The sequence below is a fragment of the Kribbella swartbergensis genome (assembly GCF_054784135.1).
This window is the reverse complement of the sequence record NZ_BAAGPM010000026.1, coordinates 258,779-283,430: the sequence shown is the minus strand read 5'-3', so window position 1 is coordinate 283,430 and position 24,652 is coordinate 258,779. Positions and strand designations below refer to the sequence as shown.

The 24,652-nt window shown below is 69.3% G+C and carries 23 protein-coding genes and 1 pseudogene; 4 read left to right on the top strand and 20 right to left on the bottom strand.

Translation table 11 applies throughout. The features are described 5' to 3' along the window. Positions 1-2 precede the first annotated feature (2 nt). Genes ACYVOK_RS25445 through ACYVOK_RS25435 form a run of 3 tightly spaced genes read right to left on the bottom strand, consistent with a single transcriptional unit; the run spans position 3 to position 1,760 of the window. Positions 3-674, bottom strand: coding sequence for an anti-sigma factor family protein (locus ACYVOK_RS25445; RefSeq protein WP_460665048.1), 672 nt, complete (start codon positions 672-674; stop codon positions 3-5). Beyond that, positions 671-1,219: a sigma-70 family RNA polymerase sigma factor gene (locus ACYVOK_RS25440; protein WP_460665047.1), complete on the bottom strand. Its 549-nt coding sequence runs from the start codon at positions 1,217-1,219 to the stop codon at positions 671-673. Before ACYVOK_RS25440 ends, ACYVOK_RS25445 begins: the two co-directional genes overlap by 4 nt. Before the next feature lie 46 nt (positions 1,220-1,265). Beyond that, complete coding sequence (locus ACYVOK_RS25435; RefSeq protein WP_460665046.1) at positions 1,266-1,760, bottom strand: hypothetical protein; 495 nt, start codon at positions 1,758-1,760, stop codon at positions 1,266-1,268. 87 nt (positions 1,761-1,847) lie between these two features. Here ACYVOK_RS25435 and ACYVOK_RS25430 point away from each other — a divergent pair, with 87 nt between their 5' ends. After that, positions 1,848-2,171, top strand: coding sequence for a nuclear transport factor 2 family protein (locus tag ACYVOK_RS25430; RefSeq protein ID WP_460665045.1), 324 nt, complete (start codon positions 1,848-1,850; stop codon positions 2,169-2,171). A 59-nt stretch (positions 2,172-2,230) separates the two neighbouring features. Here ACYVOK_RS25430 and smc read toward each other — a convergent pair whose 3' ends face one another. From smc to ACYVOK_RS25380, 10 genes are all read right to left on the bottom strand, one after another. Further along, on the bottom strand, positions 2,231-5,791 hold the full coding sequence (smc, locus tag ACYVOK_RS25425) for a chromosome segregation protein SMC (RefSeq protein WP_460665164.1): 3,561 nt from the start codon (positions 5,789-5,791) through the stop codon (positions 2,231-2,233). A gap of 240 nt (positions 5,792-6,031) precedes the next feature. Beyond that, positions 6,032-6,187, bottom strand: coding sequence for a hypothetical protein (locus ACYVOK_RS25420; RefSeq protein ID WP_233712037.1), 156 nt, complete (start codon positions 6,185-6,187; stop codon positions 6,032-6,034). Positions 6,188-6,374: 187 nt separating this feature from the next. Next, positions 6,375-7,229, bottom strand: coding sequence for a bifunctional DNA-formamidopyrimidine glycosylase/DNA-(apurinic or apyrimidinic site) lyase (gene mutM / locus ACYVOK_RS25415; RefSeq protein WP_460665044.1), 855 nt, complete (start codon positions 7,227-7,229; stop codon positions 6,375-6,377). Between the two features lies 1 nt (position 7,230). After that, positions 7,231-7,959 carry a ribonuclease III gene (rnc, locus tag ACYVOK_RS25410; RefSeq protein ID WP_460665043.1) on the bottom strand — a complete coding sequence of 243 codons (729 nt, stop codon included), beginning with the start codon at positions 7,957-7,959 and terminating at the stop codon, positions 7,231-7,233. Positions 7,960-7,972: 13 nt separating this feature from the next. After that, positions 7,973-8,164 (bottom strand): 50S ribosomal protein L32, encoded by a 192-nt coding sequence (gene rpmF, locus ACYVOK_RS25405; protein ID WP_077012766.1) that lies wholly within the window; start codon positions 8,162-8,164, stop codon positions 7,973-7,975. Positions 8,165-8,231: 67 nt separating this feature from the next. After that, positions 8,232-8,753 carry a YceD family protein gene (locus ACYVOK_RS25400; protein ID WP_460665042.1) on the bottom strand — a complete coding sequence of 174 codons (522 nt, stop codon included), beginning with the start codon at positions 8,751-8,753 and terminating at the stop codon, positions 8,232-8,234. 129 nt (positions 8,754-8,882) lie between these two features. Continuing rightward, positions 8,883-9,353, bottom strand: coding sequence for a pantetheine-phosphate adenylyltransferase (gene coaD, locus ACYVOK_RS25395; RefSeq protein ID WP_460665041.1), 471 nt, complete (start codon positions 9,351-9,353; stop codon positions 8,883-8,885). Then, complete coding sequence (rsmD, locus tag ACYVOK_RS25390; RefSeq protein WP_460665040.1) at positions 9,350-9,937, bottom strand: 16S rRNA (guanine(966)-N(2))-methyltransferase RsmD; 588 nt, start codon at positions 9,935-9,937, stop codon at positions 9,350-9,352. Before rsmD ends, coaD begins: the two co-directional genes overlap by 4 nt. Positions 9,938-9,962: 25 nt before the next feature. Beyond that, complete coding sequence (recG, locus tag ACYVOK_RS25385) at positions 9,963-12,227, bottom strand: ATP-dependent DNA helicase RecG (RefSeq protein ID WP_460665039.1); 2,265 nt, start codon at positions 12,225-12,227, stop codon at positions 9,963-9,965. Continuing rightward, a complete protein-coding gene (locus ACYVOK_RS25380) occupies positions 12,224-13,846 on the bottom strand; it encodes a DAK2 domain-containing protein (RefSeq protein WP_460665038.1) in 1,623 nt (540 codons plus the stop codon). The genes recG and ACYVOK_RS25380 overlap by 4 nt, the downstream gene beginning before the upstream one ends. A gap of 35 nt (positions 13,847-13,881) precedes the next feature. On the opposite strand from ACYVOK_RS25380, the gene ACYVOK_RS25375 reads away from it, so the two are divergent. After that, a complete protein-coding gene (locus tag ACYVOK_RS25375; RefSeq protein ID WP_460665037.1) occupies positions 13,882-14,877 on the top strand; it encodes an SAM-dependent methyltransferase in 996 nt (331 codons plus the stop codon). A gap of 144 nt (positions 14,878-15,021) precedes the next feature. Here the strand turns inward: ACYVOK_RS25375 and rpmB are convergent, their stop codons facing one another. From rpmB to ACYVOK_RS25350, 5 genes are all read right to left on the bottom strand, one after another. After that, on the bottom strand, positions 15,022-15,243 hold the full coding sequence (rpmB, locus tag ACYVOK_RS25370; RefSeq protein WP_131355194.1) for a 50S ribosomal protein L28: 222 nt from the start codon (positions 15,241-15,243) through the stop codon (positions 15,022-15,024). Between the two features lie 105 nt (positions 15,244-15,348). After that, positions 15,349-17,337, bottom strand: a complete 1,989-nt coding sequence (locus tag ACYVOK_RS25365; RefSeq protein ID WP_460665036.1) for an aldo/keto reductase — start codon at positions 17,335-17,337, stop codon at positions 15,349-15,351. Between the two features lie 28 nt (positions 17,338-17,365). Next, a complete protein-coding gene (locus ACYVOK_RS25360; RefSeq protein ID WP_460665035.1) occupies positions 17,366-18,193 on the bottom strand; it encodes a carbohydrate ABC transporter permease in 828 nt (275 codons plus the stop codon). Beyond that, on the bottom strand, positions 18,183-19,178 hold the full coding sequence (locus tag ACYVOK_RS25355) for a carbohydrate ABC transporter permease (protein ID WP_460665034.1): 996 nt from the start codon (positions 19,176-19,178) through the stop codon (positions 18,183-18,185). The genes ACYVOK_RS25360 and ACYVOK_RS25355 overlap by 11 nt, the downstream gene beginning before the upstream one ends. Position 19,179: 1 nt before the next feature. Continuing rightward, positions 19,180-20,463 (bottom strand): ABC transporter substrate-binding protein, encoded by a 1,284-nt coding sequence (locus ACYVOK_RS25350; RefSeq protein ID WP_460665033.1) that lies wholly within the window; start codon positions 20,461-20,463, stop codon positions 19,180-19,182. 154 nt (positions 20,464-20,617) lie between these two features. Between ACYVOK_RS25350 and ACYVOK_RS25345 the strand changes: the two genes are divergently transcribed. Both ACYVOK_RS25345 and ACYVOK_RS25340 read left to right on the top strand, forming a co-directional pair. Next, on the top strand, positions 20,618-21,220 hold the full coding sequence (locus ACYVOK_RS25345; protein WP_460665032.1) for an HAD family hydrolase: 603 nt from the start codon (positions 20,618-20,620) through the stop codon (positions 21,218-21,220). An 86-nt stretch (positions 21,221-21,306) separates the two neighbouring features. Further along, positions 21,307-22,809, top strand: a pseudogene (locus ACYVOK_RS25340) (GxGYxYP domain-containing protein); the annotation flags it as partial. On the opposite strand, the gene ACYVOK_RS25335 reads toward ACYVOK_RS25340, so the two are convergent. Both ACYVOK_RS25335 and ACYVOK_RS25330 read right to left on the bottom strand, forming a co-directional pair. Then, entirely contained in the window at positions 22,738-23,991 is a 1,254-nt protein-coding gene (locus tag ACYVOK_RS25335) for an MFS transporter (RefSeq protein WP_460665031.1), read from the bottom strand. The pseudogene ACYVOK_RS25340 and the gene ACYVOK_RS25335 overlap by 72 nt on opposite strands. Next, positions 23,988-24,644: an HAD-IA family hydrolase gene (locus ACYVOK_RS25330; RefSeq protein ID WP_460665030.1), complete on the bottom strand. Its 657-nt coding sequence runs from the start codon at positions 24,642-24,644 to the stop codon at positions 23,988-23,990. Before ACYVOK_RS25330 ends, ACYVOK_RS25335 begins: the two co-directional genes overlap by 4 nt. Positions 24,645-24,652: the final 8 nt, after the last annotated feature.

Sequence of the window (24,652 nt, the reverse complement as noted above, 5' to 3'; positions counted from 1 at the left end):
TCTCAGAGCGTCGTGGTGACCACGTGCTGCCCCTGGATCGTCCTGATCTCGACTGCCTTGACCTGGTCGATCGGGACCAGCACACCGCCGCCGAAGCGGCTGCCGTCGCGGGCTGCCTTCTCGGACACCACCCAGGTGCCGGCCACCCACTTCTTACCGGCCTTGTCGGTCACGAGCAGCTCACACTCGGCACCGGCCTTCAGACCGGTGATCTGCACCTGAACCCAGCTCCAGCCGGTCCGGGGCTCCACTGTGGTGGCCATCGTCGTACCAGTGGTCGTGTCTGTCGCCGTCACGTGCTTGGATCCGGCCACCGGCTCGTCGTCCTGCTCCACGGTCTGCCGCCCGATCAGCACGCCACCACCGAGCGCACCGGCCACCACGACGACCGCCGCGGCGACCAGGAGCCAGCGTGAGCGCTTCTTGGGCACGGGAGTCGTCGTACGGACCTCACGCAGGGTGCGCTGCAGCAGGAGGTCGCCGTCAGGTGGCGGGCCGTCCAGGAAGGCCTCCGGCGGTACCTCGCCGAGGAATGCCTTCACCTCCTCGAGCTCGGCCAGCTCGGCGCGGCACTCCGCGCAGGTGGTCAGGTGCTGGTCCACCTCGCGGGCCTCGTCGGGCTCCAGCGCGCCCAGGGCGTAGGCGCCGAGCTGTGAGCGGTCATGCTCAGTCATCGGGCCACCTCCCCTTCCTCGCCGGCCAACACAGGCTGTTCGGCCATCACCGCACGCAGAGCTCGGAGGGCGTAATACGATCTCGATTTCACCGTACCGGGCGGAATCCCCAGCTCCTTCGCGGCGTCGGTCACCGACCGGCCGTGGAAATACAGCTGCACCAGCACCTCACGGTGCTCGGCAGAAACCTTGTCCAGCGCGGCCAGCACGACCATGGTGTTCACCACGGACTCGGAGTGGTCACCCTCCACCGGCGGCCGGTCGTCCACGTCCGCAACCTCGGCCGGCCGTACCGCTCGCGCCCTGGCCCGGTCGGTGACGATGTTGCGCGCCACAGTGAGCAGCCACCCGCGCACCGACCCCGTGCCCTGGGTCAGGTCGTCCGCGTGCTTCCACGCCCGTACCAGGGTCTCCTGTACGACGTCCTCCGCGGCTGCCCGGTCTCCGGTGAGCCGGGTCGCATACGCGAGCAGGCTGCGGCCGTGTTCGGCGTACAGGGACCGGACAAGCGCCTCGGCTGCCTCCGGACCCCGGTAGTCACCCACCGACCGCACGATACCGGTCGCGGCAGGTACCCACACGGGGAACAACTCAATAACCGGAGTTGCCATCGCCGGACGGCTGTGTGGTGATCTTCTTGCCGTCCGCTCCCACGACCCACCAGACACCGCCGACCCCCTGGCCCTTGGCCTCGCCGGCCTTGGTGTCCTGGGCGAACAGGTAGATCGGCAGCCCGCCGATCGCCAGCTGCTTGCTGCCGTCGCTGCGGGTCACCGTACCGACCAGGGAGGCGTCGATGCCGTCGAGCTGCGGATCGCCGTCACCGGCCGGCACCACCGGCCACTTCGCCAGGCAGTCGCCCTCGCAGTTCGACTTTCCCGCGGTGTCCTTGTCGAAGACGTACACCGTCCGCCTGTTGCCGTCGACAACGATCTTGCCCAGGCCGGCCACCTCCGCCGTCGCCAGCTTCGTCCCGGCTTTCGCGGCGGTGGGACCGCTCGCCGGTGTGTCGCTCTCGTCACCGCACGCCGTCAGCCCGCCCAGGCCGAGTACCACCACGGCGATCACACTGCCCAGCCGCTTCATGACGATCTCCCCTCGAGATTCCCGCTGTCACCCCCCACACGAGCGGAATCCCGCCCCGGTTCAACCACCAGGGCTATCGTCGTCGGCATGAGCGAAGAGATCCCGGCCGCTGTCCAGCGGGTACTGACCGCGATCGACGAGCAGGACAACGACGCGTTCGTGGCGGCCTTCGCGCCGGACGGGTACGTCGACGACTGGGGCCGCCAGTTCCGCGGTCCGGACCGGATCCGGGCCTGGAGCGAGAACGAGCTGATCGGCAAGCGCGCCACCTTCACCGACACGTCGGTGTCCACCCCGGGCAACCCGCTGACCATCGTCACCCAGGTCGGCGGCGACGGCTACAACGGCCCCTCCCACTTCACCTTCGACGTGCGGAACGACCAGATCGCCTCCATGACGATCACCGCCTGATCACACGCCTGAAAGCACCCCCCGACTCCGGCGGCGGGAGCCGGCAACAGCTGGTGAGGTCAGGCCGATTCGCGTTCGCGGATGCGTTGGGAGATGACGGAGGAGACGCCGTCGCCGCGCATGGTGACGCCGTACAGGGCGTCGGCGACCTCCATGGTGCGTTTCTGGTGGGTGATGACGAGGAGCTGGCTGTTCTCGCGCAGTTCCTCGTAGATCTCCAGCAGCCGGCCGAGGTTGGTGTCGTCCAGGGCCGCCTCGACCTCGTCGAGGATGTAGAACGGCGACGGCCGGGCCTTGAACAGCGCGACCAGGAACGCGACCGCGACCAGCGACCGCTCACCACCGGACAGCAGTGACAGCCGCTTCACCTTCTTGCCCGGCGGGCGCGCCTCGACATCGATGCCGGTGGCAAGCATGTCGTCGGGGTCGGTCAGCACCAGCCGGCCCTCACCGCCGGGGAACAGCCGGCTGAACACGTGCTGGAAGGCGACCTCGACGTCGCGGTAGGCCTCGGTGAAGACCTGCTCGACCCGGTCGTCGACCTCCTTGACGATGTCCATCAGGTCGCGCCGGGACTTCTTCAGGTCGTCGAGCTGCTCGGACAGGAACCGGTGCCGCTCCTCCATCGCCTCGAACTCCTCCAACGCGAGCGGGTTGATCCGCCCGAGCTGGTTCAGCGCCCGCTCGGCCTGCTTGAGCCGCTTCTCCACCTTGGCCCGGTCGAACGGCTCGCCCTCGAGCTCGAGGGTGTCCTCCTGGCCGTCCTTCGGCAGCGGCGGCACCAGCTGGTCCGGGCCGTACTCCGCGACCAGCGCGTCGACCTCGATACCGAGCTCGCCGAGCGCCTTCTCGTACAGCGCCTCGAGCCGCATCTTCTGCTCGGCCCGAGCCAGCGCGTCGCGGTGGACGGTGTTCGTCAGCTGCTCCAGCTCGGAGCTCAGGTTTCGCGTCGCCGACCGGGCCTGCGCCAGCGCCTGCTCCCGGTCCGCCCGCTGCGCCTGGATCGCGGCGCGCTCGGCCGCGGCCAGCTGCAGCGACGACTCCAGCCGGGCCAGCACATGGCCGGCCGCCAGGTGCACGGCCTGCGCCGCCTCCGCCTGCCGCGCGCGCCGTTCAGCCCGTGCGATCGCCCGCGCCCGTGCCTCGCGCTCCTGTCGCGCCGCGCGCTCCAGCGAGTCAGCACGCCCGGACAGTGCCCGTGCCCGCTCCTCGGTGGTCCGCAGCGCCAGCCGCGCCTCCATCTCGGCGGCCCGCGCCGCCTTGGCCGCCTCGGCCAGGCGGTCGCGCTCGGTGGTGTCCGGCTCGTCGCCCTCGTCGTCGAACTGCTCGGCGTCGTTGAGGCGCTCCTCCAGCTCGGCCAGGCCGGACAGGTTCCGGTCGCGCTCCTCCTCGGCCGCCGCGATCGCCTCGGCCATCCGCTGCGCCTCGCCGCGGGACGCCTTGGCCAGCGACCCGAAATGCGCCAACTGCTCGGCCACCGCGGCCATCGCCGCGTCCGACTCGTGCAGCCGGGCCAGCGTGATCTCGACGGACTCCTTCTGCCGCGCACGCTCGTCCTCGAGCGCGGCCAGCTCGAACCGCAGCCGCTCGCTCCGCGCCGTCGCCTCGGTCAGCTTCTCCGCGGCCTCGTCGATCGCGGACTGCACCTCGATCAGGCTGGGCGCCGCGTCCGAGCCGCCGTACGCGAAGTGAGCGCCCAGTACGTCACCGCCACGTGTGGCACAGGTGACGTCGGGCAGGTGACGCACCAGCGACTGAGCAGCCGGTACGTCGTCCACCACGGCGACCTTGCGCAGCAGCCGCCGCAACGCGGGACGCAGGCTCTGCGGGCACTCCACGACGTCAACGGCGTACGACGCTCCGTACGGCAGCTGGGGCCAGGTCGCGTAGTCGTCGGCCGGGGCGTCACCCAAGAGCATCCCGGCACGGCCCAGATCGTGCTGCTTCAGGTGACCGACTGCCGCGAGGGCAGCGTCGGCGTGGGTCACCGCGACGGCGTCAGCGGCCTCACCGAGCGCAGCCGCGATGGCGGTCTCGTAGCCGGGCCGCACGCTCAGGAGCGCGGCCACCGAGCCCATCAGGCCGTTCACCTGCTCGGAGGCGGCCAGCAGGGCGCCGGCGCCGTCCTTGCGGTTGAGACCGAGCTCCAGCGCTTCCTTCCGGGCTGCCAGACCGGTGCGCTCGCGCTCGGCGTCACGCTCCTCGGCACGCAGCTTGGCCAGACGCTCGTCCAGCTCGTCGAGTACGGCCTGGGCCGCCTCGTACTCCTCGTCCAAGCCGCGTTCGCCGGCGTCGAGGCCGGCCACCTGGGTCTCCAGCGCGGTGAAGTCGTGCTGGGCCTTGGCGGCCCGTGCCTCGGCCTCGCGCATGTTGGTGGTGAGCCGGCCGATCTCCGACTCGGCGGCGGCCGCGCGGCTCTTCAGCGCGTTCACCTGACCGGTCAACCGGGCCAGGCCTTCGCGGCGGTCCGCGGCGGCGCGGATCAGCGCGGCGACCCGGCGCTCCTCCTCGGCTTCCTGGGCCTCCACGTGCTGGCGGCGCTCGACGGCCTCGGCGAGCAGCTCGGAGTGTGCCTCGACCTCGGCCTCGATCTGGGCCTCGGTCTCCCGGACCCGGGCCGCCTCCAGCTCGAGCTCCTCCGGGTCACGTCCGGGCCTCGGCTCTTCGGCCTCGTCGTTCAGCGAGCGGATCCGGTCGGCGGCGATCCGCGCCGTGCTTTTGATCTTCTCGCTGAAGCCGGACAGCTGGTACCAGGTGTCCTGGGCCGCCTGCAGGGCCGGCGCATCCTCGCGCAGCGCGTCCTCCAGCTCGGCCTCGAACTCGCGGGCCTCGCGCAGCTTGGCCTCGGTCTCGGCCCGGCGCTGGTTCAGCATGGCCTCGTCCTTGAGCTCTGCCTCCAGCGCGGACTGGGCCTGGACGATGTCGTCGGCGAGCAGCCGGGCCCGGCCGTCGCGGACCTCCGCCTGGATCGTCACCGCCCGGCGCGCCACCTCCGCCTGGCGCCCGAGCGGTTTGAGCTGACGCCGGATCTCGGTGATCAGGTCCCCGAGCCGGTGCAGGTTGCCTTCGGTGGCCTCGAGCTTCCGGAGCGCCTTTTCCTTGCGCTTGCGGTGCTTCAGGACACCGGCCGCCTCCTCGACGAAGCCGCGCCGGCCCTCCGGGGTGGCGCGCAGGATCGAGTCGAGCTGGCCCTGGCCGACGATGACGTGCATCTCACGGCCGATACCGGAGTCGCTGAGCAGTTCCTGGACGTCGAGCAGCCGGCAGTTCTGGCCGTTGATCTGGTAGTCGGACCCGCCGTTGCGGAACATGGTCCGCGAGATCGTCACCTCGGCGTACTCGATCGGCAGCGCGCCGTCGGTGTTGTCGATGGTCAGCACCACCTCGGCCCGGCCCAGCGGGGCCCGGCCGGAGGTGCCGGCGAAGATGACGTCCTCCATCTTGCCGCCGCGCAGCGACTTGGCACCCTGCTCGCCCATCACCCAGGCGAGGGCGTCGACGACGTTGGACTTGCCGGAGCCGTTCGGGCCGACGATGCAGGTGATGCCCGGTTCGAAGTTCATCGTCGTGGCCGACGCGAACGACTTGAAGCCTCGGAGCGTCATGCTCTTCAGGTACAAAGCGAAGCTCTCCAACCCGTGAAAGGACAGACGATACCGAAGGAACCGTCGTAACTGCTCGTGACGCTGCCGCTACCCGGGGGAAGTAGTTCCGCTTCGCAGTTTACAAACTCGACGACGCGAACCGGTGGAGGCCGACCGATCACAATGGGCAAAAAAGGCGGCGGAGGCCCGGACGGGGGCCACCGCCGTGGTTGGTGCGGACGGTAGAGATGAACTCTGTGTCTGCGGCTCGGGTCCTCAGACCGAAGCAGGGGCGCGCAGCGCCTCGTCGACGGTGAGCAGCCGGCCCTCGTGGACCTGTGCGACGAGGTGGTCGTTCTCTGCCTGCAGACGCATCACGTGCGCCTCCAGATCGGCGACACGCCGGTTGAGCAGACGAACCTGCTCGAGCATGCGCGGGTCAGTGCCTCCAAGGTGCCCTAGAAGAGCCTTGGCCATTGTGCTGTCCTCCGGAAGGGTTCTGGCCTGTGAGCGCTCCTGGTCCCCGGAGCGCCTGAACAAACAATGTGTGCCGTCTTTCAGGGTGACACCGGCGGGCCCAGTGGTCAACCTGGGTCCTCACTCTTTAACGATACCTCTCTCACCACCGGACGTGGCGAGGGACCGGCTGACATCTCGGACACCGGTACGACGAACGGTTCATGAACGGCTCGCGACGGATCGGCCGGCCGTCCCGCGGGCACGGCGAACCCTCTTGTCCATAGACGTTCAGGCCCCGTTCGAAGTACCCGGACTCCCCGTTCACGTTGACGTACAAGGCGTCGAAACTGGTGCCGCCGACGTCCAGCGCCTCGGCCATCACCTCGTGCGCGTGCCGCAGAATCTCCCTTGCCTGCAAGGGTTTCAGCGTCTCGGTCGCCCGGGCGTAGTGCAGCTTGGCCCGCCACAACGCTTCGTCGGCGTAGATGTTGCCGATCCCGCTGACCACGGTCTGGTCCAGCAGAGCGCGTTTCAGACCGGTCCTGCGGCGCCGTACGGCGGCCACCACGGCGTCCGGATCGAACAGAGGATCGAACGGGTCGCGGGCGATGTGAGCGATCTCCGCCGGCAGCCCCGCACCGCCCTCGGAGTAGGACAGACCACCGAACATCCGCTGGTCCACAAACCGGACCTCTCCGCCGTCGTCGGCGAACCGGAACCGGACCCGCAGATGCGGCTCGTCCGGGGCGCCGACCGGCTGGACCCGGAACTGCCCGCTCATGCCGAGATGGGTCAGCACCGCGTCGCCGGACTCCAGCGGCAGCCAGAGGTACTTCCCGCGCCGGGCCGGTTCGGCGAACACCTGGCCCTTGAGCCGGGCCACGAAGTCGTCCGGCCCGGCGGCGTGCCGCCGTACCGGGCGGGGATGCAGGACCTCGACGGCGTCGATCGTCCGCCCGGTGGTGAACTGCGCCAGCCCGCGGCGTACGACCTCGACCTCCGGAAGCTCGGGCACCTCAGGACTGCGAGGGGTCCGTGCTGTCGGGATGTGCGGCGCGCAGCGCCTTCCAGGCGGTCTCCGCGGCCTGCTGCTCGGCTTCCTTCTTGCTCCGCCCGATGCCGTGGCCGTAGGTGTCCGCGCCGATCCGGACCCGCGCCTCGAAGGTCTTGGCGTGGTCCGGGCCGGACTCGGCGATCACGTACTCGGGCACCCCGACGCCGAGCTGGGCGACCAGCTCCTGCAGCGAGGTCTTCCAGTCCAGGCCGGCGCCGAGCCGGGCCGAGGACTCCATCAGGTCGTCGAACAGTTTGTGCACGACCTGGCCCGCGGTCTCGAAACCGCGGTCCAGGTAGACGGCACCGATCAGCGCCTCCACGCAGTCGGCCAGGATGGACGACTTGTCCCGCCCGCCGGTCGCTTCCTCGCCCCGGCCGAGCCGCAGGTACTTGCCCAGCTTGAGCTCCCGCGCGACCCCGGCCAGCGCGCGCATGTTGACCACGGCGGCGCGTAACTTGGCCAGCCGGCCCTCGGACAGGTCCGGGTGGTTGCGGAACAGCGACTCCGTGACGATGACGCCGAGCACGGAGTCCCCGAGGAACTCCAGTCGCTCGTTCGTCGGCAACCCGCCGTTCTCGTACGCGTACGAGCGGTGGGTGAAGGCGTGCTCCAGTAGTTCGTCAGCCAGCGATACGCCGAGCCGCTGGTTCAGCTCGGCGTAGAGCCCCGTTTCGTTGACCGAATTCACTGACTGGTGCCGTTTAGCTCTCGACGACCTGGCGACGCTCGCCCTTGGCGCCGTACTGGCCGCAGGTGGGGCAAACGGTGTGCTGCAGGTGCTTCGCGCGGCAGGCGGGGTTCACGCAGGTGACCAGCGACGGGGCAGTGGTCTTCCACTGGGCCCGGCGGCTGCGGGTGTTGCTGCGCGACATCTTCCGCTTCGGAACGGCCACGGTTATGACTCCTCGGTTCGGCCGGGGGCTGGTGGACCCGGCCGGCTGGCTGACGTGTTTTCGGTATCTAGTTGTCGTGCGGTCGTTCGTCCTGCTTCAGCAGGCCGCCGAGTGCGGCCCAGCGCGGGTCGGTCCGCTCCTGGTGCTGATGGCCGGGCTCGTCCGCCAGGCGTACCCCGCAGTCGGGGCACAGACCCGGACAGTCGTCCGTACACAGCGGCTGGAACGGCAGCGCGAGCACCACCTGGTCCCTCAGCACCGGCTCGAGGTCGATCAGATCGCCCTCCATCCGGCTGGCCTCGTCCGGTTCGGCATCGCTTTCCGGGTAGACGTACAGCTCCTGGACGTCAGCGAGGAACTCGTCCTCGATGTCGACCAGGCACCGTGCGCACTCCCCGGCCAGACGGCCGCGGGCCGTACCGGTGACGAGGACCCCTTCGACGACCGACTCCAGCCGTAGATCGAACTGGATCGGCTCGCCCTCGGGGACGCCGATCACGCCGATACCGAGATCCGCCGGCGCCGGTGCCGTGAAGGTGACTTCGCGCTGGGACCCGGCGCGGCGTGTCAGCTCGTGCGTATCGATCACGAGTGGGGACCGCGGGTCCAAGACGCTCAGGACATCCCTTTCAGGCGTGGGCAGGCAGGAACTCGGTCTCGTCGAGACCGGTGGTCAAGACTACCAACTCCGCGGCCTGACGCCCAATTCGGGGCGATCCTAGAGCACCTTCTGTAACCGTGCGTGAACGGACGGCGGCACGAAGGAAGCGACGTCGCCGCCCAGTTTCGCGATCTCCTTGACCCAGCTGGAGGAGATGAACGCGTTCTCGGACCGGGTCGGCAGGAACATCGTGTCCACCCCGGTCATCGCGTGGTTGAGCTGGGCCATCTGCAGTTCGTAGTCGTAGTCCGCGGCCGAGCGCAGCCCCTTGACGATGACGCCGGCGCCCTCGGCCCGGCAGTAGTCGACCAGCAGGCCCTCGAAGGTGCCGATCCGGACGTTCGGGTACGGCGCGGCGATCTCGGTCAGCATCTCGATCCGCTCGGCCACGTCGAACAGCCGCTGCTTGGACTGGTTCACCCCGGCCGCGACGATCACCTCGTCGAAGGCGGCCGACGCCCGCGCGATGATGTCGAGGTGCCCGTTCGTGGGCGGATCGAAGGTGCCGGGAAAGACGGCCTTACTCATTCCGCCACCCCGCCGGCCATGCCGTGCTCATGGCGGTGACCGTACCAAAGCCGGGCCTCGCCGTACTTGCGCTCCCGCAGCGCAGCGAACCCGTCCGGCCACTCCCACGGCTCCCGCTTCCCCCGCTCGACCACCACGACCGCGTCGCCTGCCAGCCATCCATTGGCGGCCAGCGCGACCAGGATCTCCTGCAGCTCGGCGGTCTCCAGCTTGTACGGCGGGTCCGCGTACACCAGGTCGAAGACCGCCGGGCTCGCGCCGGTGACCAGCTTCTCCACCGGCCGGGTGAGCAAGGTCGCACCCGGCAGCCCGACCGTCCGGACGTTCGCAGCGATCACGTCGGCGGCCCGCCGATCCGACTCGACCAGCACGACCCGCGCGGCGCCCCGGGACAGCGCCTCGAGCCCGATCGCCCCGGACCCGGCGTACAGGTCCAGCACGGCGAGCCCGTCGAAGCTGCCGAACTCCGACTCCAGGGACGAGAACAGCGCCTCCCGGACCCGGTCCGCGGTCGGCCTGGTCCCGGTCCCCGGCGGTACGGCGATCCGCCGCCCACCGGCCGCTCCCCCGACGATCCTGGTCACGGGACCTCCCGGTGATCGAATACCGTCACGTCTTCTCCAGGTATTCCGTGGTCTCGGACTCCAGAGCGGTCCGCACGAACGACCGCAGCGCCGGGTACTCGGCCAGGTCCGGGTCGACGGAGACGATCGAGTTCGCCACGTGCCGCGCAGCGAAGATGACGTCCTCGTCCCGCAGCACGCTGAGCAGCTTGAGGCTGCTTCGCTTGCCCGACTGCGCCACGCCCAGCACGTCACCCTCGCGCCGCGTCTCCAGGTCGATCCGGGACAGCTCGAACCCGTCCGTGGTCGACGCGACCGCGTCCAGCCGCGCGTACGACTTGGACCCCGGCCACAGATCCGTGACCAGCAGGCACAACCCGGGCACCTTGCCCCGGCCGACCCGTCCGCGCAACTGGTGCAACTGGGAGATGCCGAACCGGTCGGCGTCCATGATCACCATCGTCGACGCGTTCGGTACGTCGACGCCGACCTCGATGACCGTGGTCGCGATCAGCACGTCGACCTCGCCGGCCGCGAACCGCGACATGACCGCGTCCTTCTCCTCGGCCGGCAGCCGGCCGTGCAGGACCTCGACCCGCAGGTCGTGCAGGATCTCGGCCAGCGCCTCGGACACCTGCATCACCGAGATCGGCGGCCGGGCCTGCTTCTGTGCCCGATCCTGGGCAGCGTTCGCAGCTTCCTCGGGCTCGCCGCCGACGAACTCGCCCTCCTCGTCGGCGGCGTTCTTGACCTCGTCGCCGATCCGCGGACAGACGACGTACGCCTGGTGCCCCTTGCCGACCTCCTCCCGGACCCGCTGCCAGGCCCGCTGCAGCCAGTCCGGCTTCTCCTTGGCCGGGACCACGGACGACTGGATCGGTGAGCGTCCGGCGGGCAACTCGGTGAGCGTCGACACCGCCAGGTCGCCGAACACGGTCATCGCCACGGTCCGCGGGATCGGGGTCGCGGTCATCACCAGCACGTGGGGGGTGTTCTCCCCCGACTTCTGGCTCAGCGCGGCCCGCTGTTCGACCCCGAACCGGTGCTGCTCGTCGACGACCACGAGTCCGAGGTCCGCGAACTGCACCTTGTCCTCGAGCAGCGCGTGCGTGCCGACCACGATCCCGGCAGCCCCGCCGGCCGCGTCGAGCATCGCCGTACGGCGGGCTGCCGCCCCGAGCGACCCGGTGAGCAGGCCGACCCGCGTCGCCCGCTCGGCGCCGCCCAGCATGCCCGCCTCGGCCAGGTCGCCGAGCATCTTGGTGAGCGTCTTGTGGTGCTGGGTCGCGAGCACCTCGGTCGGAGCCAGCAGGACGGCCTGGCCCCCGGCGTCCACGACCGACAGCATCGCCCGCAGCGCGACCACGGTCTTGCCGGAGCCGACCTCGCCCTGGAGCAACCGGTGCATGGGATGCGGGCGGGCCAGGTCGGCGAAGATCTCCTCGCACACCTCCGCCTGGCCCTCGGTGAGCTTGAACGGCAGCCGCCGGTCGAACTCGTCCAGCAGACCGCCCTCGGTCCGCGGCCGCGGCACCGCCTTGAGCGCGTCGGTGACGGCGCGGCGCTGGGCGAGGATCGTCTGCATCACCAGCGCTTCCTCGAACCGGAACCGGTGCTGTGCGTCGCGGATGTCCTTCTCGGTGTCCGGCAGGTGCACCTTCCGCAGGGCCTCCGGCAGCCCGAGGAGCCTCTCCTGGCGCAGGATCAGCTCGGGGATCGGGTCGTCCAGGTTCTCGTCCAGGCTGTCCAGGACGATCTTGATGCTCCGCTCGATCGTTGCGGTGGGCAACTTGGCGCTGGCGGGGTAGAGCGGCCGGAACGGCCTGGCCCGGCGTTCGATCTCGGCCTCGGACAGGTCGTCGGTGTCGAGGATCTCGGTGCCGGGGCTCTTCAGCTGCATGGTGTCGCGGAACATCGTCACCTCGCCCCAGAACAGGGCGGCGGTGCCCGGCTGCAGCTTGGTCGCCAGCCAGGGCTGGTTGAAGAAGGCCAGCTCCAGGTCGCGCCGGCCGTCGGTGACGACCACCTTGGTCAGGGTCCGGCGCCGGGCCCACTTCTGGACGTCGGTGAGCGGGATCTCGGCCTTGGTGTCCAGCGACCGGACGGTGACCTTCTTGACCCGGCCGTTCACGGTGGCCTGGTCGCCGACCTCGAGCTCGTCGAACGGCGTCAGCTCACCCTTCTTCAGGTAGCGGCGCGGGTAGTGGCGCAGCAGTTCGCCGACGGTCTCGATCCCGAGCACGTCCGAGAAGGTCTTGGCCGTCCGGGCACCGAGGAAGTCGCGGAGCTTGCGGTCCAGATCAGTCTTCATTCGACCCCGATCAGCAGCGGGTACCTGTCCTGTCCTCCGTCGTACACCACGACATCGACATCTTTGCGATTCCGCCGTACGTGCCGCTCGACCGCCTGGACCAGACCGGGGTCCGCGTCCCGCCCGGTGACGATCGTGAGCAGCTCGCCACCGCCGCCGAGCAGCCGGTCGACGACACCGATGGCAGCGGCCTCGAGGTCCTCGGTGATCAGCGCGAAGTCGCCGTCCACCACGCCCAGCGCGTCGCCGACGCGGCACCTCCCGGCCATCGTCCAGGCGTCCTTGACCGCGATCGTCACCGCGCCGTGGCGGGTCTGACCGGCGGCGGCGGACAGGTGAACGACGTCGTCGTCGAAGCTGCGTTCGGGATCGTGGACGGCGATCGCGGCCAGCCCCTGGACCTGTGCGCGGGTCGGGATCACCGCGACCCGGATGCCGTCCTGGCGGGCCGCGGTCGCGGCGGCCTCGGCGACCGCGATCGAGTCCTTGTCGTTCGGCAGCAGCACGATCTCGGGCGCCTTCGACTTCTCGATCGCCTCGAGCAGCTCACCGGTGGAGCACCGCCTTCCGGGACCGCCGCGGATCACCTGCGCCCCAGCCTGGGTGAACAGGTCCGCCAGGCCGTCGCCGGCGACGACCGCGATCACCGCGCGGCCCGGGACCGGCTCGTGGTGGTGGGCGACATCGTCGAAGTGGGTGACCCGGATCCGGTGCGGTCGGCCGATGTCGATGCCCTGCTCGATCGCCGCGCCCACGTCGTCGGTGTGGACGTGCACGTTCCACAGCCCGTCGCCGCCGACGACCACGACCGAGTCGCCCAGTCCGGCCAGGGTCTGCCGGAAGTCGCCGATCTTGTCGTCCGGCGCGTCCAGCAGGTACATCACCTCGTACGCCGGTCCCTCCTGACTCTCGGCGCTCTCCCCCTGCGGCTGCACCCGGGCCGGTACGTCGACCCGCACGTGCCGACCGGTCAGCACCGACTCCATCGCGCCGAGGATGACGACCAGGCCCGCTCCCCCGGCGTCCACGACGCCCGCACGCCGCAGTACCTCCAGTTGCTCGGTCGTCTTGGTGAGCGCCTGCCGCGCGGAGGCGACCGCGGCCAGGCAGACGTCGGCCAGGCTCTTCCCGTCGTTCGCGGCCGTCATCGCCCCGGTGGCGGCGGCTCGGGCGACGGTCAGCATGGTGCCCTCGACAGGCTGTGCGACCGCGCCGTACGCGGCGTCGGCGGCGTACCGGAGCGCGTCCGCGAAGGCGACCGGCTCGCTCATCCTGGGATCGGCCAGTACGGCGGCGGCCTCGGCGTCCTGGTGACGCGGGAGGTTCTCGGCGAGGCGGAGACCGCAGGCGCGGACGAGTTGGGACGTGATGACGCCGGAGTTGCCGCGGGCGCCGAGCAGGGCGCCGCGGCCGAACGCCTGGACCGCCTCGGCGAAGGTCAGGTCACCGTCGGGCAAAGCGTCGCAGGCGGCCTCCCAGGTCAGGTAGAGGTTCGTCCCGGTGTCGCCGTCGGGCACCGGGTACACGTTCAGCTCGTCGATCTCGGTCCGCGCCCGGCCGAGCTCGGCCAGTGCGGTCCGAGCCCACGCCCGCAACACCTCGACGGTCAGTTCCTCCACGCCCGGAAGGCTAACCCGTCCGCATAACATGTGCTGTGCTCTCCCCGATCCTGTTCTCGGTCGCTGCCGACAGTTATGAGTGGGCGGCGCGGGAGATCCGCGGCGAGTTCGGCCGGGAGGTTCGGATCGAGCGGGTCAGCGGCGACCTCGGGCGTGTCGCCGGGCCGTCGGTCGAGGAGCTTGCCGCGGCGTGCGGCGCCGGGCGGATCGTCTTCGTCCGGCACCTGACCAGGGAGATCGCGAGCTTCGAGGAGCTGCCGCCCGACTACGAGCTCGCCGACGTGGTGCTCGGTGAGCTGCCTGAGTACCCGAAGGCGCTCGCGGTCCAGGCCTGGACCGACGGAGCCGGCACCGGCGGCTCGTACTACCACCGGATCCAGCAGGCCCTCACCGAGCGTGGAGTGACCGTGACGCGGTCCGGCCAGGACGTCGTCGTCTCGTGCTTCGCCGGCCGCCGCGCTGTCCTCCTCGGCCTCAACAGGCGCGAATACAGCCTGTCGGACTGGCCGGGTGGGCGGATGCGGTTGGCTCGCTCGGACGATCGGGTGTCGCGGTCCGAGTTCAAGCTGGAGGAGGCGATCGCGACCTTCGGGCTGGAGTTGCCGGCCGGCGGGAAGGCGCTGGACCTGGGCGCCTCTCCGGGCGGATGGACGCGGATCCTGCGCCTGCACGGTCAGGAGGTCTGGTCGGTGGATCCCGGTGCCCTGGACGCCCGGTTGCGCGGCGACCGGAGGATTCACCACGCGGCGACGACGGCGGGGCGGTTCTTCGCCGAGAACCGGGTCCGGTTCGACGTGGTGGTGAACGACATGCGGATGGACCAGGTGATGAGCGCCCGGATGATGGTCGACGCGGCGTCACACCTGCGCCGCGGCGGGCTGGCGGTCGTCACGTTGAAGGGCGGCGGGAGGAACCCGCTCGACGGGGCGCGGCGTGGGATGGACGTGCTGCGGCAGGAGTACGCCGTACTGCACGCCCGGCAACTGCATCACAACCGCAACGAGATCACCGTGGTCGCCCGAAAGCTCTGACTCGAAGCCCCGAGTCGAAGCTCCGAGCCGAAGCTCCGAGTCGGCATTGTGGTCGGAACTGTGAGCAGACGCGAAGAGGCGCCCGGGGGGATCCCGGGCGCCTGTTCAGCGCACTATTGGCCCTACACGGAGGAAAGCTCGAGGTCAGCCGACGACGCGCTGGACCTTGCCGGCCTTGATGCAGGACGTGCAGACCTTCAGGCGGGTCGGGGTGCCCTTGATGAGCGCCCGGACCGGCTGGATGTTGGGGTTGAACCGCCGCGGCGTGCGAGCCTTGACCCGGCGGATCATCGCGCCCTTACCCAGGCGGGCAACGTTGTTGCCGAACGTCGGCTGCTTGCCGCAGACATCGCACTTCTTAGACATGATTCTCCGTGTTCAGGGTCGTGACACCGACAGACCATGTTACATGGGCGCCACCGCACGACCAATTCGGGTGAGTCCTGGTTTCAGGCTCGGCCCGGGCTCGGTTCAGGCTGTGAGCCAGGCCACTTCCTCGGGGGTGAGCTCGACCGACAGGCCGGGCATCGAGGTCCGCGTCTCGCTGATGTGGCGCGGGCCGATCAGCGGGAACACCGGGTACGGCTGGTGCAGCAGCCAGGCCAGTGCGATCGCGGTCGGTTCGACCCCCTTGGCAGCGGCGAGTTCGCGGGCCCGGTCGAGGCGGCGGAAGTTCTCGTCGGAGTAGAAGCAGCGGACCAGTTCCTCGTCCGAGCGGTCCTCCGGCTTGGCGCGCCCGGTGAAGAACCCGCGGGCCTGGCTCGACCACGGGAACAGTGCGACCTGGCGTTCCCGCAACCACGCCTGCGACTCGTCGTCGGCGACGTGCCGGCAGCCCTTCCACGGTACGTCGTACGCCCGGGCGAGGCTGAGGTGGTTGCTCAGCAGCGTGAACGGCTGTTTGCCGTTCGCCTCGGCGTACGCGTTGGCCTCGTCGAAGCGGCTGGTCGACCAGTTGGAGCCGCCGTACGCCTTGATCCGGCCGGCCTTGAAGTGCTCGTCCAGGACGTCGACGAACTCGCCGACCGGGATGTCCTCGTTGTCGCGGTGCATCAGGTAGAGGTCGACGTGGTCGGTCTGGAGCCGCTCGAGGCTCTCGTGCAGCTGCCGGGTGATCGACTCGGGGTCGCAGTGCGGGGTGTGCGCTCCCTTGCCGATGACAACGACCTCGTCGCGGTTGCCGCGCGACTTCATCCACTGCCCGAGCAGCTTCTCGCCGCGGCCGCCGCCGTAGATGTAGGCGGTGTCGAACGTCGTACCGCCGCGCTCGACGAAATCGTCGAAGATCGCCGCCGCGTGCGTCAGCGTCTCCTGGTTGTCCACGCCCATGACGAGCCTGGACACGTCCTTGTCCAGCCCCGGGACGCGGCCGTACTTCATCGGTGCGTTCGCTTTGCGTGCCAGCGGCCGGCCGGTCGCGGTCGGGATGATCGCGTCGTCGCGCTCACCGGCGTACTGCTGCCCGATCGCCTTGCGCCAGGCGTCCTGGACGGTCAGGTTGCCGAGCGTGTCGGCCCAGCTCATCTCGGGCGCCTGCCGCTGCTCGATCGCGGCCGCCACCGCGTCGGCCTCGGCGGCATAGATGAGGGCGGGTTCGGCGGCGATGTCGCGCGGCTCCTCCCCCACCTTGTGCAGGGTGACGTGGGTCGGCTTCCCGTCGCCGCCGAACCACGGGTCCTCGACGACGAGGTAGCCCTCGCTGCCGAGGATGCGGACCTGGTTGTCGTCGCTGAGCCGTACGCCGGTGCTGACCTGGGCGGTGACGCCGCCGTCGAAGAACAGCGTGGCGACCGACCATTCGTCGGCACCGGTCTCGCCGACGTGACCGACGGCGGTCACCGCGGCCGGGTCGGCGAACGGCTGCCCGGTCGCGGCGCCGGCGATCAGCCGTGCCATCGACACCGGGTAGCCGCCGACGTCGAGGATGCCGCCGCCGGCCAGCTCGTCGGCGAAGATCCGGCTCTCCGGCCGGAACGACGAGTTGAACGCGAACGAGGCCTGGATCTGGTGCACGGCGCCGAGCTCGCCGTCGCGGACCAGCTGGGCGATCAGCTTGGTCTGCGGCAGGCAGCGGTACATGTACGCCTCCATCAGGAAGACGTCGTTGGCGACCGCGGCCTCGATCATCACCTCGGCCCAGGCCCGGTTGATCGCGAGTGGTTTCTCGCACAGCACGTGTTTGCCGGCCTCGGCGGTCTTGATCGCCCACTCGACGTGCATCGGGTGCGGGGTGGCGATATACACCGCGTCCACGCTGTCGTCGGCGAGCAGGTCGTCGTACGACCCGTACCGGTTGGCGATGTCCCACTTGTCGGCGAAGGCTCCTGCCGAGTCGATCGACCGGCTGCCGACGGCGACGACCTCACCGGTCGCCGACGCCGGCACCTGGCTGGCGAACCGGGACGCGATGTTCCCGGTGCCGATGATTCCCCAGCGGACTTTGGTTTCAGGCGCAGTCAAGGGTGTCCCGTTCGATTGTCGGTATGGGTCAGAACTTCATGGCGCCGGCGGCGATGTCGGCGATGAAGTGGCGTCCGCCGATGATGAAGACGCCGATCAGCGGGATGACACTCATCAAAGCACCCGCCATCACCATCGAGTAGTCGGTGCCGTAGATGCCGTTCAGTTGTTGCAGGGCGACCTGGAGCGGGAGCCGGTTCGGGTCCGTCATCACGATCAACGGCCAGAGGTAGTCGTTCCAGACGTTGATGAAGGTGAAGATACCCAGGAAGGCCAAGCCGGGGCGGAGCACCGGCAGACCGACGGTGAGGTACTGGCGGAAGAACCCGGCGCCGTCCACCTTGGCGGCGGAGATGAGTTCGTCGGGGATGGCGCCGCGGGCGTACTGGCGCATCCAGAAGATGCCGAACGCGTTGGCCGCGCCGGGGATGATGAGCGCCTTCAGCGACCCGATCCAGCCGAGTTCGGCCAGCGTCACGAACTGCGGCACCAGGGACAGCTGGGCCGGGATCATGAACGTTGCCAGCAGCAACCCGAAGAGCCAGTCCCGGCCGGGGAACTCGTACTTCGCGAACGCGAAGGCGGCCAGCGAGTCGAAGAACAGCACCAGCACGGTGACGGCGAGCGAGACGATCAGGGTGATCAGCATCGAGCCGAAGAAGTCGATGTTGTCGAGCACCTTGCCCATGTTCTCGAACAGGTGCGAGCCGATCACGAGTTTGGGCGGGTAGCTGAAGATGTCGGAGGTGGTGTTGGAGGCCATCACCACCATCCAGTAGAACGGGAAGATCGACACCACCACGCCGAACATCAGCACGACGTGGCTGATCACGTTACGGGCCCGGTCAGCGTGCATCGGCGGTCTCCTTTGCGGCGCGGCGGGCGGCCCGGCGGGCGATCCGCTCGTCCCCGCCGCCGCCGATCAGTCTCCAGTTGATGATGCTGAACAGCACGATCAGGATGAACAGGGCCCAGCCGATCGCGGCGCCGTACCCGAACTGGTTGTCCAGGAACGCGCTCTCGTACAGGTACGACACGATCGTCGTCCCGGCGGCACCCGGGCCGCCGGTGTCGCCGACCAGGACCTGGGACTCGGTGAAGATCTGCAGGCCGCCGATGGTCGAGGTGACCGCGGTGAACAGGATGACCGGGCGCAGCAGTGGCACGGTGATCCGCCAGAACGTCTGCCGGGACGAGGCGCCGTCGACCTTGGCGGCCTCGTAGACGTCGCTGGAGATCGCCTGCAGGCCGGCCAGGAAGATGATCGCGTTGTAGCCGACCCAGCGCCAGGTGACGATGGTGGCGATCGCGATCTTGATGCCCCACGGCTGGGTGAGCCATTCGATCTTGGTCAGCCCGACGGACTGCAGGAACGCGTTCAGCAGGCCGAAGTTGTTGCTGAAGATCGAGCCGAACACCATCGTGACGGCGACCACCGAGGTGACGTTCGGGATGAAGTACGCGATCCGGTAGAAGCTGCGGAACCGGGTGGCGTTGTGCAGCGCGTTGGCGATCACCAGGGCCAGCAGCAGCATCGGGACGGTGGACAGCACCCAGATGATCAGCGTGTTCCCGATCGACTGCCAGAACTTCGGGTCGCCGAGCAGGTAGCTGTACTGCTCCAGCCCGACCCACGTCATCTCCCCGATGCCGTCCCAGGAGTGGAACGAGATCCAGATCGAGAACAGCACCGGGAAGGCGCCGAAGACGGCAAACAGGATGAAGAACGGCGAGATCGCGGCGTACTGCGGCAGCGCCTGCCGGTACCTGCCCGGCGGTTTCGATCCGGGATCCTTGGTGGTGCTGATCGCGGCCGGGAGTGTCTTGCTGGTCACTGCCATGTCAGATCGCCCCCGCTCGGGTGAGTTCGCGTTCGATCTGCCGCTGCGCGTCAGCCCACGCCTGGTCGGGCGACTTGCCGGCGACCTCGACGTTGACCAGCTCGGCGGAGATCGGTGCGCCGATGATCGAGTCGTACGGGCTGAAGTAGGCGCCCGGGTACTTCTTGGCCGACGCGGCGAACACGTCGACGATCCGCTGACCGCCGAAGAACGGGTCCGGTGCCGTCATCCGCTCGTCGGTGTAACTGGCCGGCGTGGACGGGAACAGCACCGGATCGAGGAATGCCTGCGCCTGGTTCTTCGCCGACTCCAGCCAGCTGATGAACGCGAACGCGGCCTCGGGGTTCTTGCAGTACTTCGTGATGGCCAGGAAGGAACCGCCACGGTTGCCGGCGCCGCCGGGTGGGGTCGTGACCCGCCAGAGTCCCTTGGTCTTCGGCGCGGCGTTCTTCGGCCCGAGCTGAGCCCACCAGACGGCCGCGTTGTAGGCGACGAGCTTGCCGTTGGTGACGACGGCGTTGGCGTCCGTCGTACCGGACTGCGCGTTCGCGGACAGCCCTTCCTTCACCACCCGGATCGCGAGGTCGAACTGCTCGCGGATGTGGTCCTGGTCGCCGATGTACTGGCCGTCCTCGGTCATATAGCGCTTCGACTGCTGGGCCAGCGCGTAGCTGTAGACACCGGTGATGTTGTCGGTGATGGCCGAGCCGGGCACGGCCGCCTTCAGCTTCTTTCCGAGCTCGATGTAGGCGTCCCAGGTCGGCGCCAACTCGGCGACGGCGGCCGGATCGATGTCGATACCGGCCTTCTGGAGCATGTCCGTGCGGTAGAACAGCGCCGTGGGGCCGGTGTCCATCGGATACGCCATCATCTTGCCTTCGGGCGTGATCCCGAGCTTCCACTTCCAGGCGAGGAAGTCCCTCTCGTGCTCCTTGGCGCCGAGCTCGTTGAGATCGACGAACTGGTCGGCGTTCGGGAAGTACGTCGCCACGTCGTCGTTGATCGCCACGATGTCCGGGACCAGCGACTTGCCGGCCAGCGCGGTGAGCACCTTGGTCTTGTAGTTGGTGCCGATCCGGGTCATCGCCAGACGCATGTCGTCGTACCCGGGGATCGCCTTCTCCGCCTGCCCGATCAGGTCGTCGTTCACCGAACCGACCCAGGTCCACATGCTGAGCTCGTTCGACGCGCCCAGCGAACTGCGGGATCCGCATCCGGTCAGCCCGCTCGCGGCCGCGGCGGCGCCCGCCCCGAGCGCGAGGAACTTCCTTCTGCTCACTGTCATACGCCTCACCTGGCGCTTTCTGTTGGATTTCGCCGGAAGGTGTCCAGATATGTTTAGTGGCCATTAGGTAAGCGCATACCGACTGAACCGGTCAAGGGGCCGACGTTCTCTCTGTCCGGTCCCGGCCTCGGCACCGCCTGACAGGATGGGCCGCATGATCTCCGCCGTACTCTTCGACGCCGACGGCGTCATCCAGCGCCCGACCATCGACTGGTGGTCCCGGCTGACGTCGTTCGTCCCGGCCGGCGACGGTCCGTCGTTCGTCGCCGACCTGATGGAGGCCGAGAAGCCGAGCCTGGTCGGCAAGGGCGACTTCCGGGACGCGGTGGCCGACGTCCTGGTTCGCTGGAACTCACCGGTGTCACTGGAGGAGGCACTGGAGCCATGGCACTGGTTCGCCGCGGAGCCGGAGGTGGTCTCGCTGATCGCGCGCCTGCGGGCCGACGGCGTCGGCTGTCATCTCGCCACCAACCAGCAGGCGTACCGGCGGGCGATCATGCAGGACGAACGCGGGTACGGCGAGTGGTTCGACCAGACCTTCTACTCCTGCGATCTCGGGCTGGCCAAACCGGATCCGGCGTACTTCCGGGCCATCCTCAGTGCCTTGGGGCTCCCTGCGTCGTCGGTGCTGTTCATCGACGACAACGAAAGCAACGTTGCGGGTGCCGCGAGCGTCGGACTGCATGCGGAGGTGTACGACCTGTCATCCGGTGTGGGGGCGCTGGTCGACCTGCTTCGCCGGTACGAACTGGCCTGAACCCTTGTGGTGCGGTGACGCTTGTGGCATCGTCGCCGGGCAGATGACAACGTAGGACAGTCACCAGCCGCTCCTGGAGGCACCGCATGTCCGATCGACGACGTCTCACCCGCCGCCGCGCCCTCGGCCTGACCGCCGGCGTCGGCCTCGGTTCCCTCGTTCTTCCGACTCCCACCTTTGCGGGCTCGAGTGCCGCTGCTGTCTCGGCGTACCCGAAAGGTCAGCGGCCGCGGCTTCTGAGCGTGCTCGCCGAGGACTCGCTGAGCCCGGCCGAACGCACGCTCGCCACCACCTTGCAAGGCCTGCTGGCACGTCGTGGTGGCGAGACGCTGTACCTCAACATTCCCTCGCTCGGCTACCAGATCTGGCTCGACGACCTCGTCGCCCGGTACGGCGTCCACGCGCGGCCCGGTGACCTGTGGAAAACCGTCACCCGGTCGGGCGTGCGCGGATATGTTCTCTTCCGAACGGGCACACCGTCGGTCAACGTGGCGACCACGCTCGCCGGCGTGACGGGTGCCGTGGCTGTCGAGGAGAGCTTGGAGGCGCTCGCGATCCGGCACGGATTGCGCAAGGTCCTGGACGTGCGGGACAAGGACGACCGCTGGGTGATGGACAACTACTGGCCACGGTTGCGGCACGACGTCGCGATCGAGCAGAGAGGAGACTGGCCGGAACGACTGCGGGACTACGTCACGATGGCGGGGACGCTCGCCTTCTTCGACGGCAACTCGGCGTTCCGCGCCGAGGTGGTCGACGCGCTCGACGACGACGCGACGGTGATCGGCTGGGGCGACGCCTCGCACGGCGAGGACACGTTCATCGGCCCGAACTCCGACGCCGGCGTCAAGGCGATCCCGGCCGACCACGCCCGCAACCTCTCAGTCCTGTCCGGCATCCGCGAAGACCGATTGAGCCAGCGTGGAGGGGGTGGGGGGAGGGCCCTCGCACCGGACCCGAATGCCCACTACGTCACCTTCCTCATCACCGACGGCGACAACATTCAGTGGATGCTGGGCGATTTCCCGACCGACAAGCGCTGGTTCGGCAGCCCACGACGCGGCCAGGTGGAGCTGGGCTGGGGCATCTCCCCCTCGCTCATCGATCTCGCACCGTCGGTGATGCGCTGGTACTACGACCAGTCGGTGAAAGACCGCTGGGTCGTCGGCCCGTCCGGCGGCGGCTACATGTACCCGAGCCGCTACCCCACTGCCGCCCTCGACAAGCACACCGCCTCTCTGGCGCAGTCGATGGAACGAGCGGACCTCTCCGCGGTCCAGATCATCGACTTCGATTCGTTCCAGGACACCCGCCTGTGGTCGTCGTACCTCAAACACCCGCAGATCGACGGCCTCATCTACCTCGAGTACTCCCGCTACGACACCCACAAGGGCAAGGTCGTCTGGTCCGAAGGCAAGCCCGTCATCTCAGCCCGCACCATGCTGTGGGACGGTCTGCCGGGCGCCGACGAGGCGTCGGTGATCGCGGAGCTCAACAGCGCAACGCGGAACCCGGCGTCAACTGCCGGCTACTCGGTCGTCCTTTGGCACGCCTGGAGCAAGTCCGTCGACAACGTGATGACCGTCGTCGACGGCCTCGCTCCGCACGTGAAGGTCGTCCCGCCGGACACCCTGGTGAAGATGGTCCGGCGCTACGCGCGGCCCTAGACCCGACCATCGGCTCAGGCCGACCAGGGCGAGGATCAGCGGGATGGTGATCAGGTAGGCGGTGCGGAGTTCGACTACGCGGGCGATTGCGGCTAGGGCGGCGGGGGTGACGAGGATGGCGGCGCCGGAGGCCAGGGCGCCGATGGCTGAGAGGCGGGCGGGGGTGAGGCCTGGGGTGGCGACCAGGGCGGCGAGGGTGACCGGGTAGAGCGGGGCTACGCCGGTGCCGGCGACGATCAGGCCGATGGCTACGGCGGCGGGTGAGTCCAGCAGGCTGACCAGGAGAGTCCCGGCGATCGCCAGCAGGCCGCCGGGGACGACCGGGGACCAGGTGCGCCAGTGGATCGGGCCGATCGCACGACCGAGCGCCATGCCGATCGGGAACGCACTGCCCAGCAGCGCGGCCGTTGCCAGCGGCAAGCCCGTGGCAACCAAGCGTGCGACCGCCCAGACCACGAAGCAGAACTCGACGCCCACCGCCAACACCACTCGTAGCCACCCCATGGCGACAGCCGCGGCAACGGTCCCGGTCGACCCCGGATGCGGTTCGTCAGGCGGTGCCTCAACGGGCGGCTGCTTCTTGCCCTTCAGTACGGCGAGGGCGACAAGCGGCGGTACGGCGGCCAGCAACGCCAGCCGACCCGTGGGACCGAAAGAGTCCACAGCACCAATGGCGAGAGGCGCGAGAATGCCCGTGGCACTGGCGACCGCGTTGACGCGGCTCAACCGCGAAGCAGCCGTGGGGCCGTGCAGTATGAGTGGTGCGACCAGAACGAGCAGCGCCCCACCCAGTCCAATGCACAGTCCGCCTGCGACCGCCACGCCGTACGCAGGTGCCAGCGCCAGCAGGACCGCGCCAACGGCACACACGAGGGAACCCAGGCGGAGCACGGTGGTGAGCGGCCAGGACCTCAAGAGCATCGGTCCTACGACCGCTACAGCCAAGAGCCCGACTGCGAATCCGGAAGACAGCAGCGCGAGCCGGCCTGTGGACTCGTCCAGGTCGCGCGCGAGTAGGGCGATGCAGGCCCCGAGCCCGGCCAGGAGGTAGCCCATCGACGACAGGCCGACACCGATGCGGACCGCGTCCGCCTGGGCACTCATCCGGCAGTCAGGTCGGTAGACCCGGCGTCGTCCGCCCAGGCGGCAGTGAACAGCTCAGCAAGCTGGTGCAGGTCGTTCAGCTCGATGTCAGCCGCTAGACCCTTCAGACCGGCCGTGACAGCTCCTGCTGCGTGCCCGGCAGCCAGACCGACGCCGGCGTCCTCTACGACCAGGCACCGCCGCGGAGGTACGCCGACCAGCTCGGTAGCGCGTAGATACCCCTCAGGATCGGGCTTGCCGTGGGTGATGTCCTCGACCGTGACGAGGATCCGCGGCTCGATACCGACCGCGCCGAGGCGTGCCTTCGCCAGCCGGTTGTCCGCGCTCGTCACGACCGCCCAGGGCAGACCCAGCTTCTCCAGCACGCTCAGCACCTCGTGCGCCCCTGGCGTCGCCACCACGTCGGACAGGTCGTCGTACTGGAGCTGCAGCTGGCGGTCCGCGGCGGCCGCCCTCTTCTCCGCTGACAGATCGGAGCGCATGCGATCCACGGTGGACTCGGCCGGGCTGCCGTGGGCGATGGCGAGCACGTCGGCGATCGGTACGTCGTACTCGCGCGCCCAGACCGTCCAGGCGCGCTCGACCGCGGCGTCGGAGTCGACCAGCGTGCCGTCCATGTCGAACAGCACGGCGCGGATGTCCCGGATCTCCATCGCCCCTC

Coding starts and splice junctions, on each gene's coding strand:
- ACYVOK_RS25445 (WP_460665048.1), bottom strand. CDS start 674: ATGACTGAGCATGACCGCTCACAGCTCGGCGCCTACGCCCTGGGCGCG.
- ACYVOK_RS25435 (WP_460665046.1), bottom strand. CDS start 1,760: ATGAAGCGGCTGGGCAGTGTGATCGCCGTGGTGGTACTCGGCCTGGGC.
- ACYVOK_RS25430 (WP_460665045.1), top strand. CDS start 1,848: ATGAGCGAAGAGATCCCGGCCGCTGTCCAGCGGGTACTGACCGCGATC.
- ACYVOK_RS25420 (WP_233712037.1), bottom strand. CDS start 6,187: ATGCTCGAGCAGGTTCGTCTGCTCAACCGGCGTGTCGCCGATCTGGAG.
- coaD (WP_460665041.1), bottom strand. CDS start 9,353: ATGAGTAAGGCCGTCTTTCCCGGCACCTTCGATCCGCCCACGAACGGG.
- recG (WP_460665039.1), bottom strand. CDS start 12,227: ATGAAGACTGATCTGGACCGCAAGCTCCGCGACTTCCTCGGTGCCCGG.
- rpmB (WP_131355194.1), bottom strand. CDS start 15,243: ATGTCTAAGAAGTGCGATGTCTGCGGCAAGCAGCCGACGTTCGGCAAC.
- ACYVOK_RS25360 (WP_460665035.1), bottom strand. CDS start 18,193: ATGCACGCTGACCGGGCCCGTAACGTGATCAGCCACGTCGTGCTGATG.
- ACYVOK_RS25355 (WP_460665034.1), bottom strand. CDS start 19,178: ATGGCAGTGACCAGCAAGACACTCCCGGCCGCGATCAGCACCACCAAG.
- ACYVOK_RS25350 (WP_460665033.1), bottom strand. CDS start 20,463: ATGACAGTGAGCAGAAGGAAGTTCCTCGCGCTCGGGGCGGGCGCCGCC.
- ACYVOK_RS25345 (WP_460665032.1), top strand. CDS start 20,618: ATGATCTCCGCCGTACTCTTCGACGCCGACGGCGTCATCCAGCGCCCG.
- ACYVOK_RS25335 (WP_460665031.1), bottom strand. CDS start 23,991: ATGAGTGCCCAGGCGGACGCGGTCCGCATCGGTGTCGGCCTGTCGTCG.
- ACYVOK_RS25330 (WP_460665030.1), bottom strand. CDS start 24,644: ATGGAGATCCGGGACATCCGCGCCGTGCTGTTCGACATGGACGGCACG.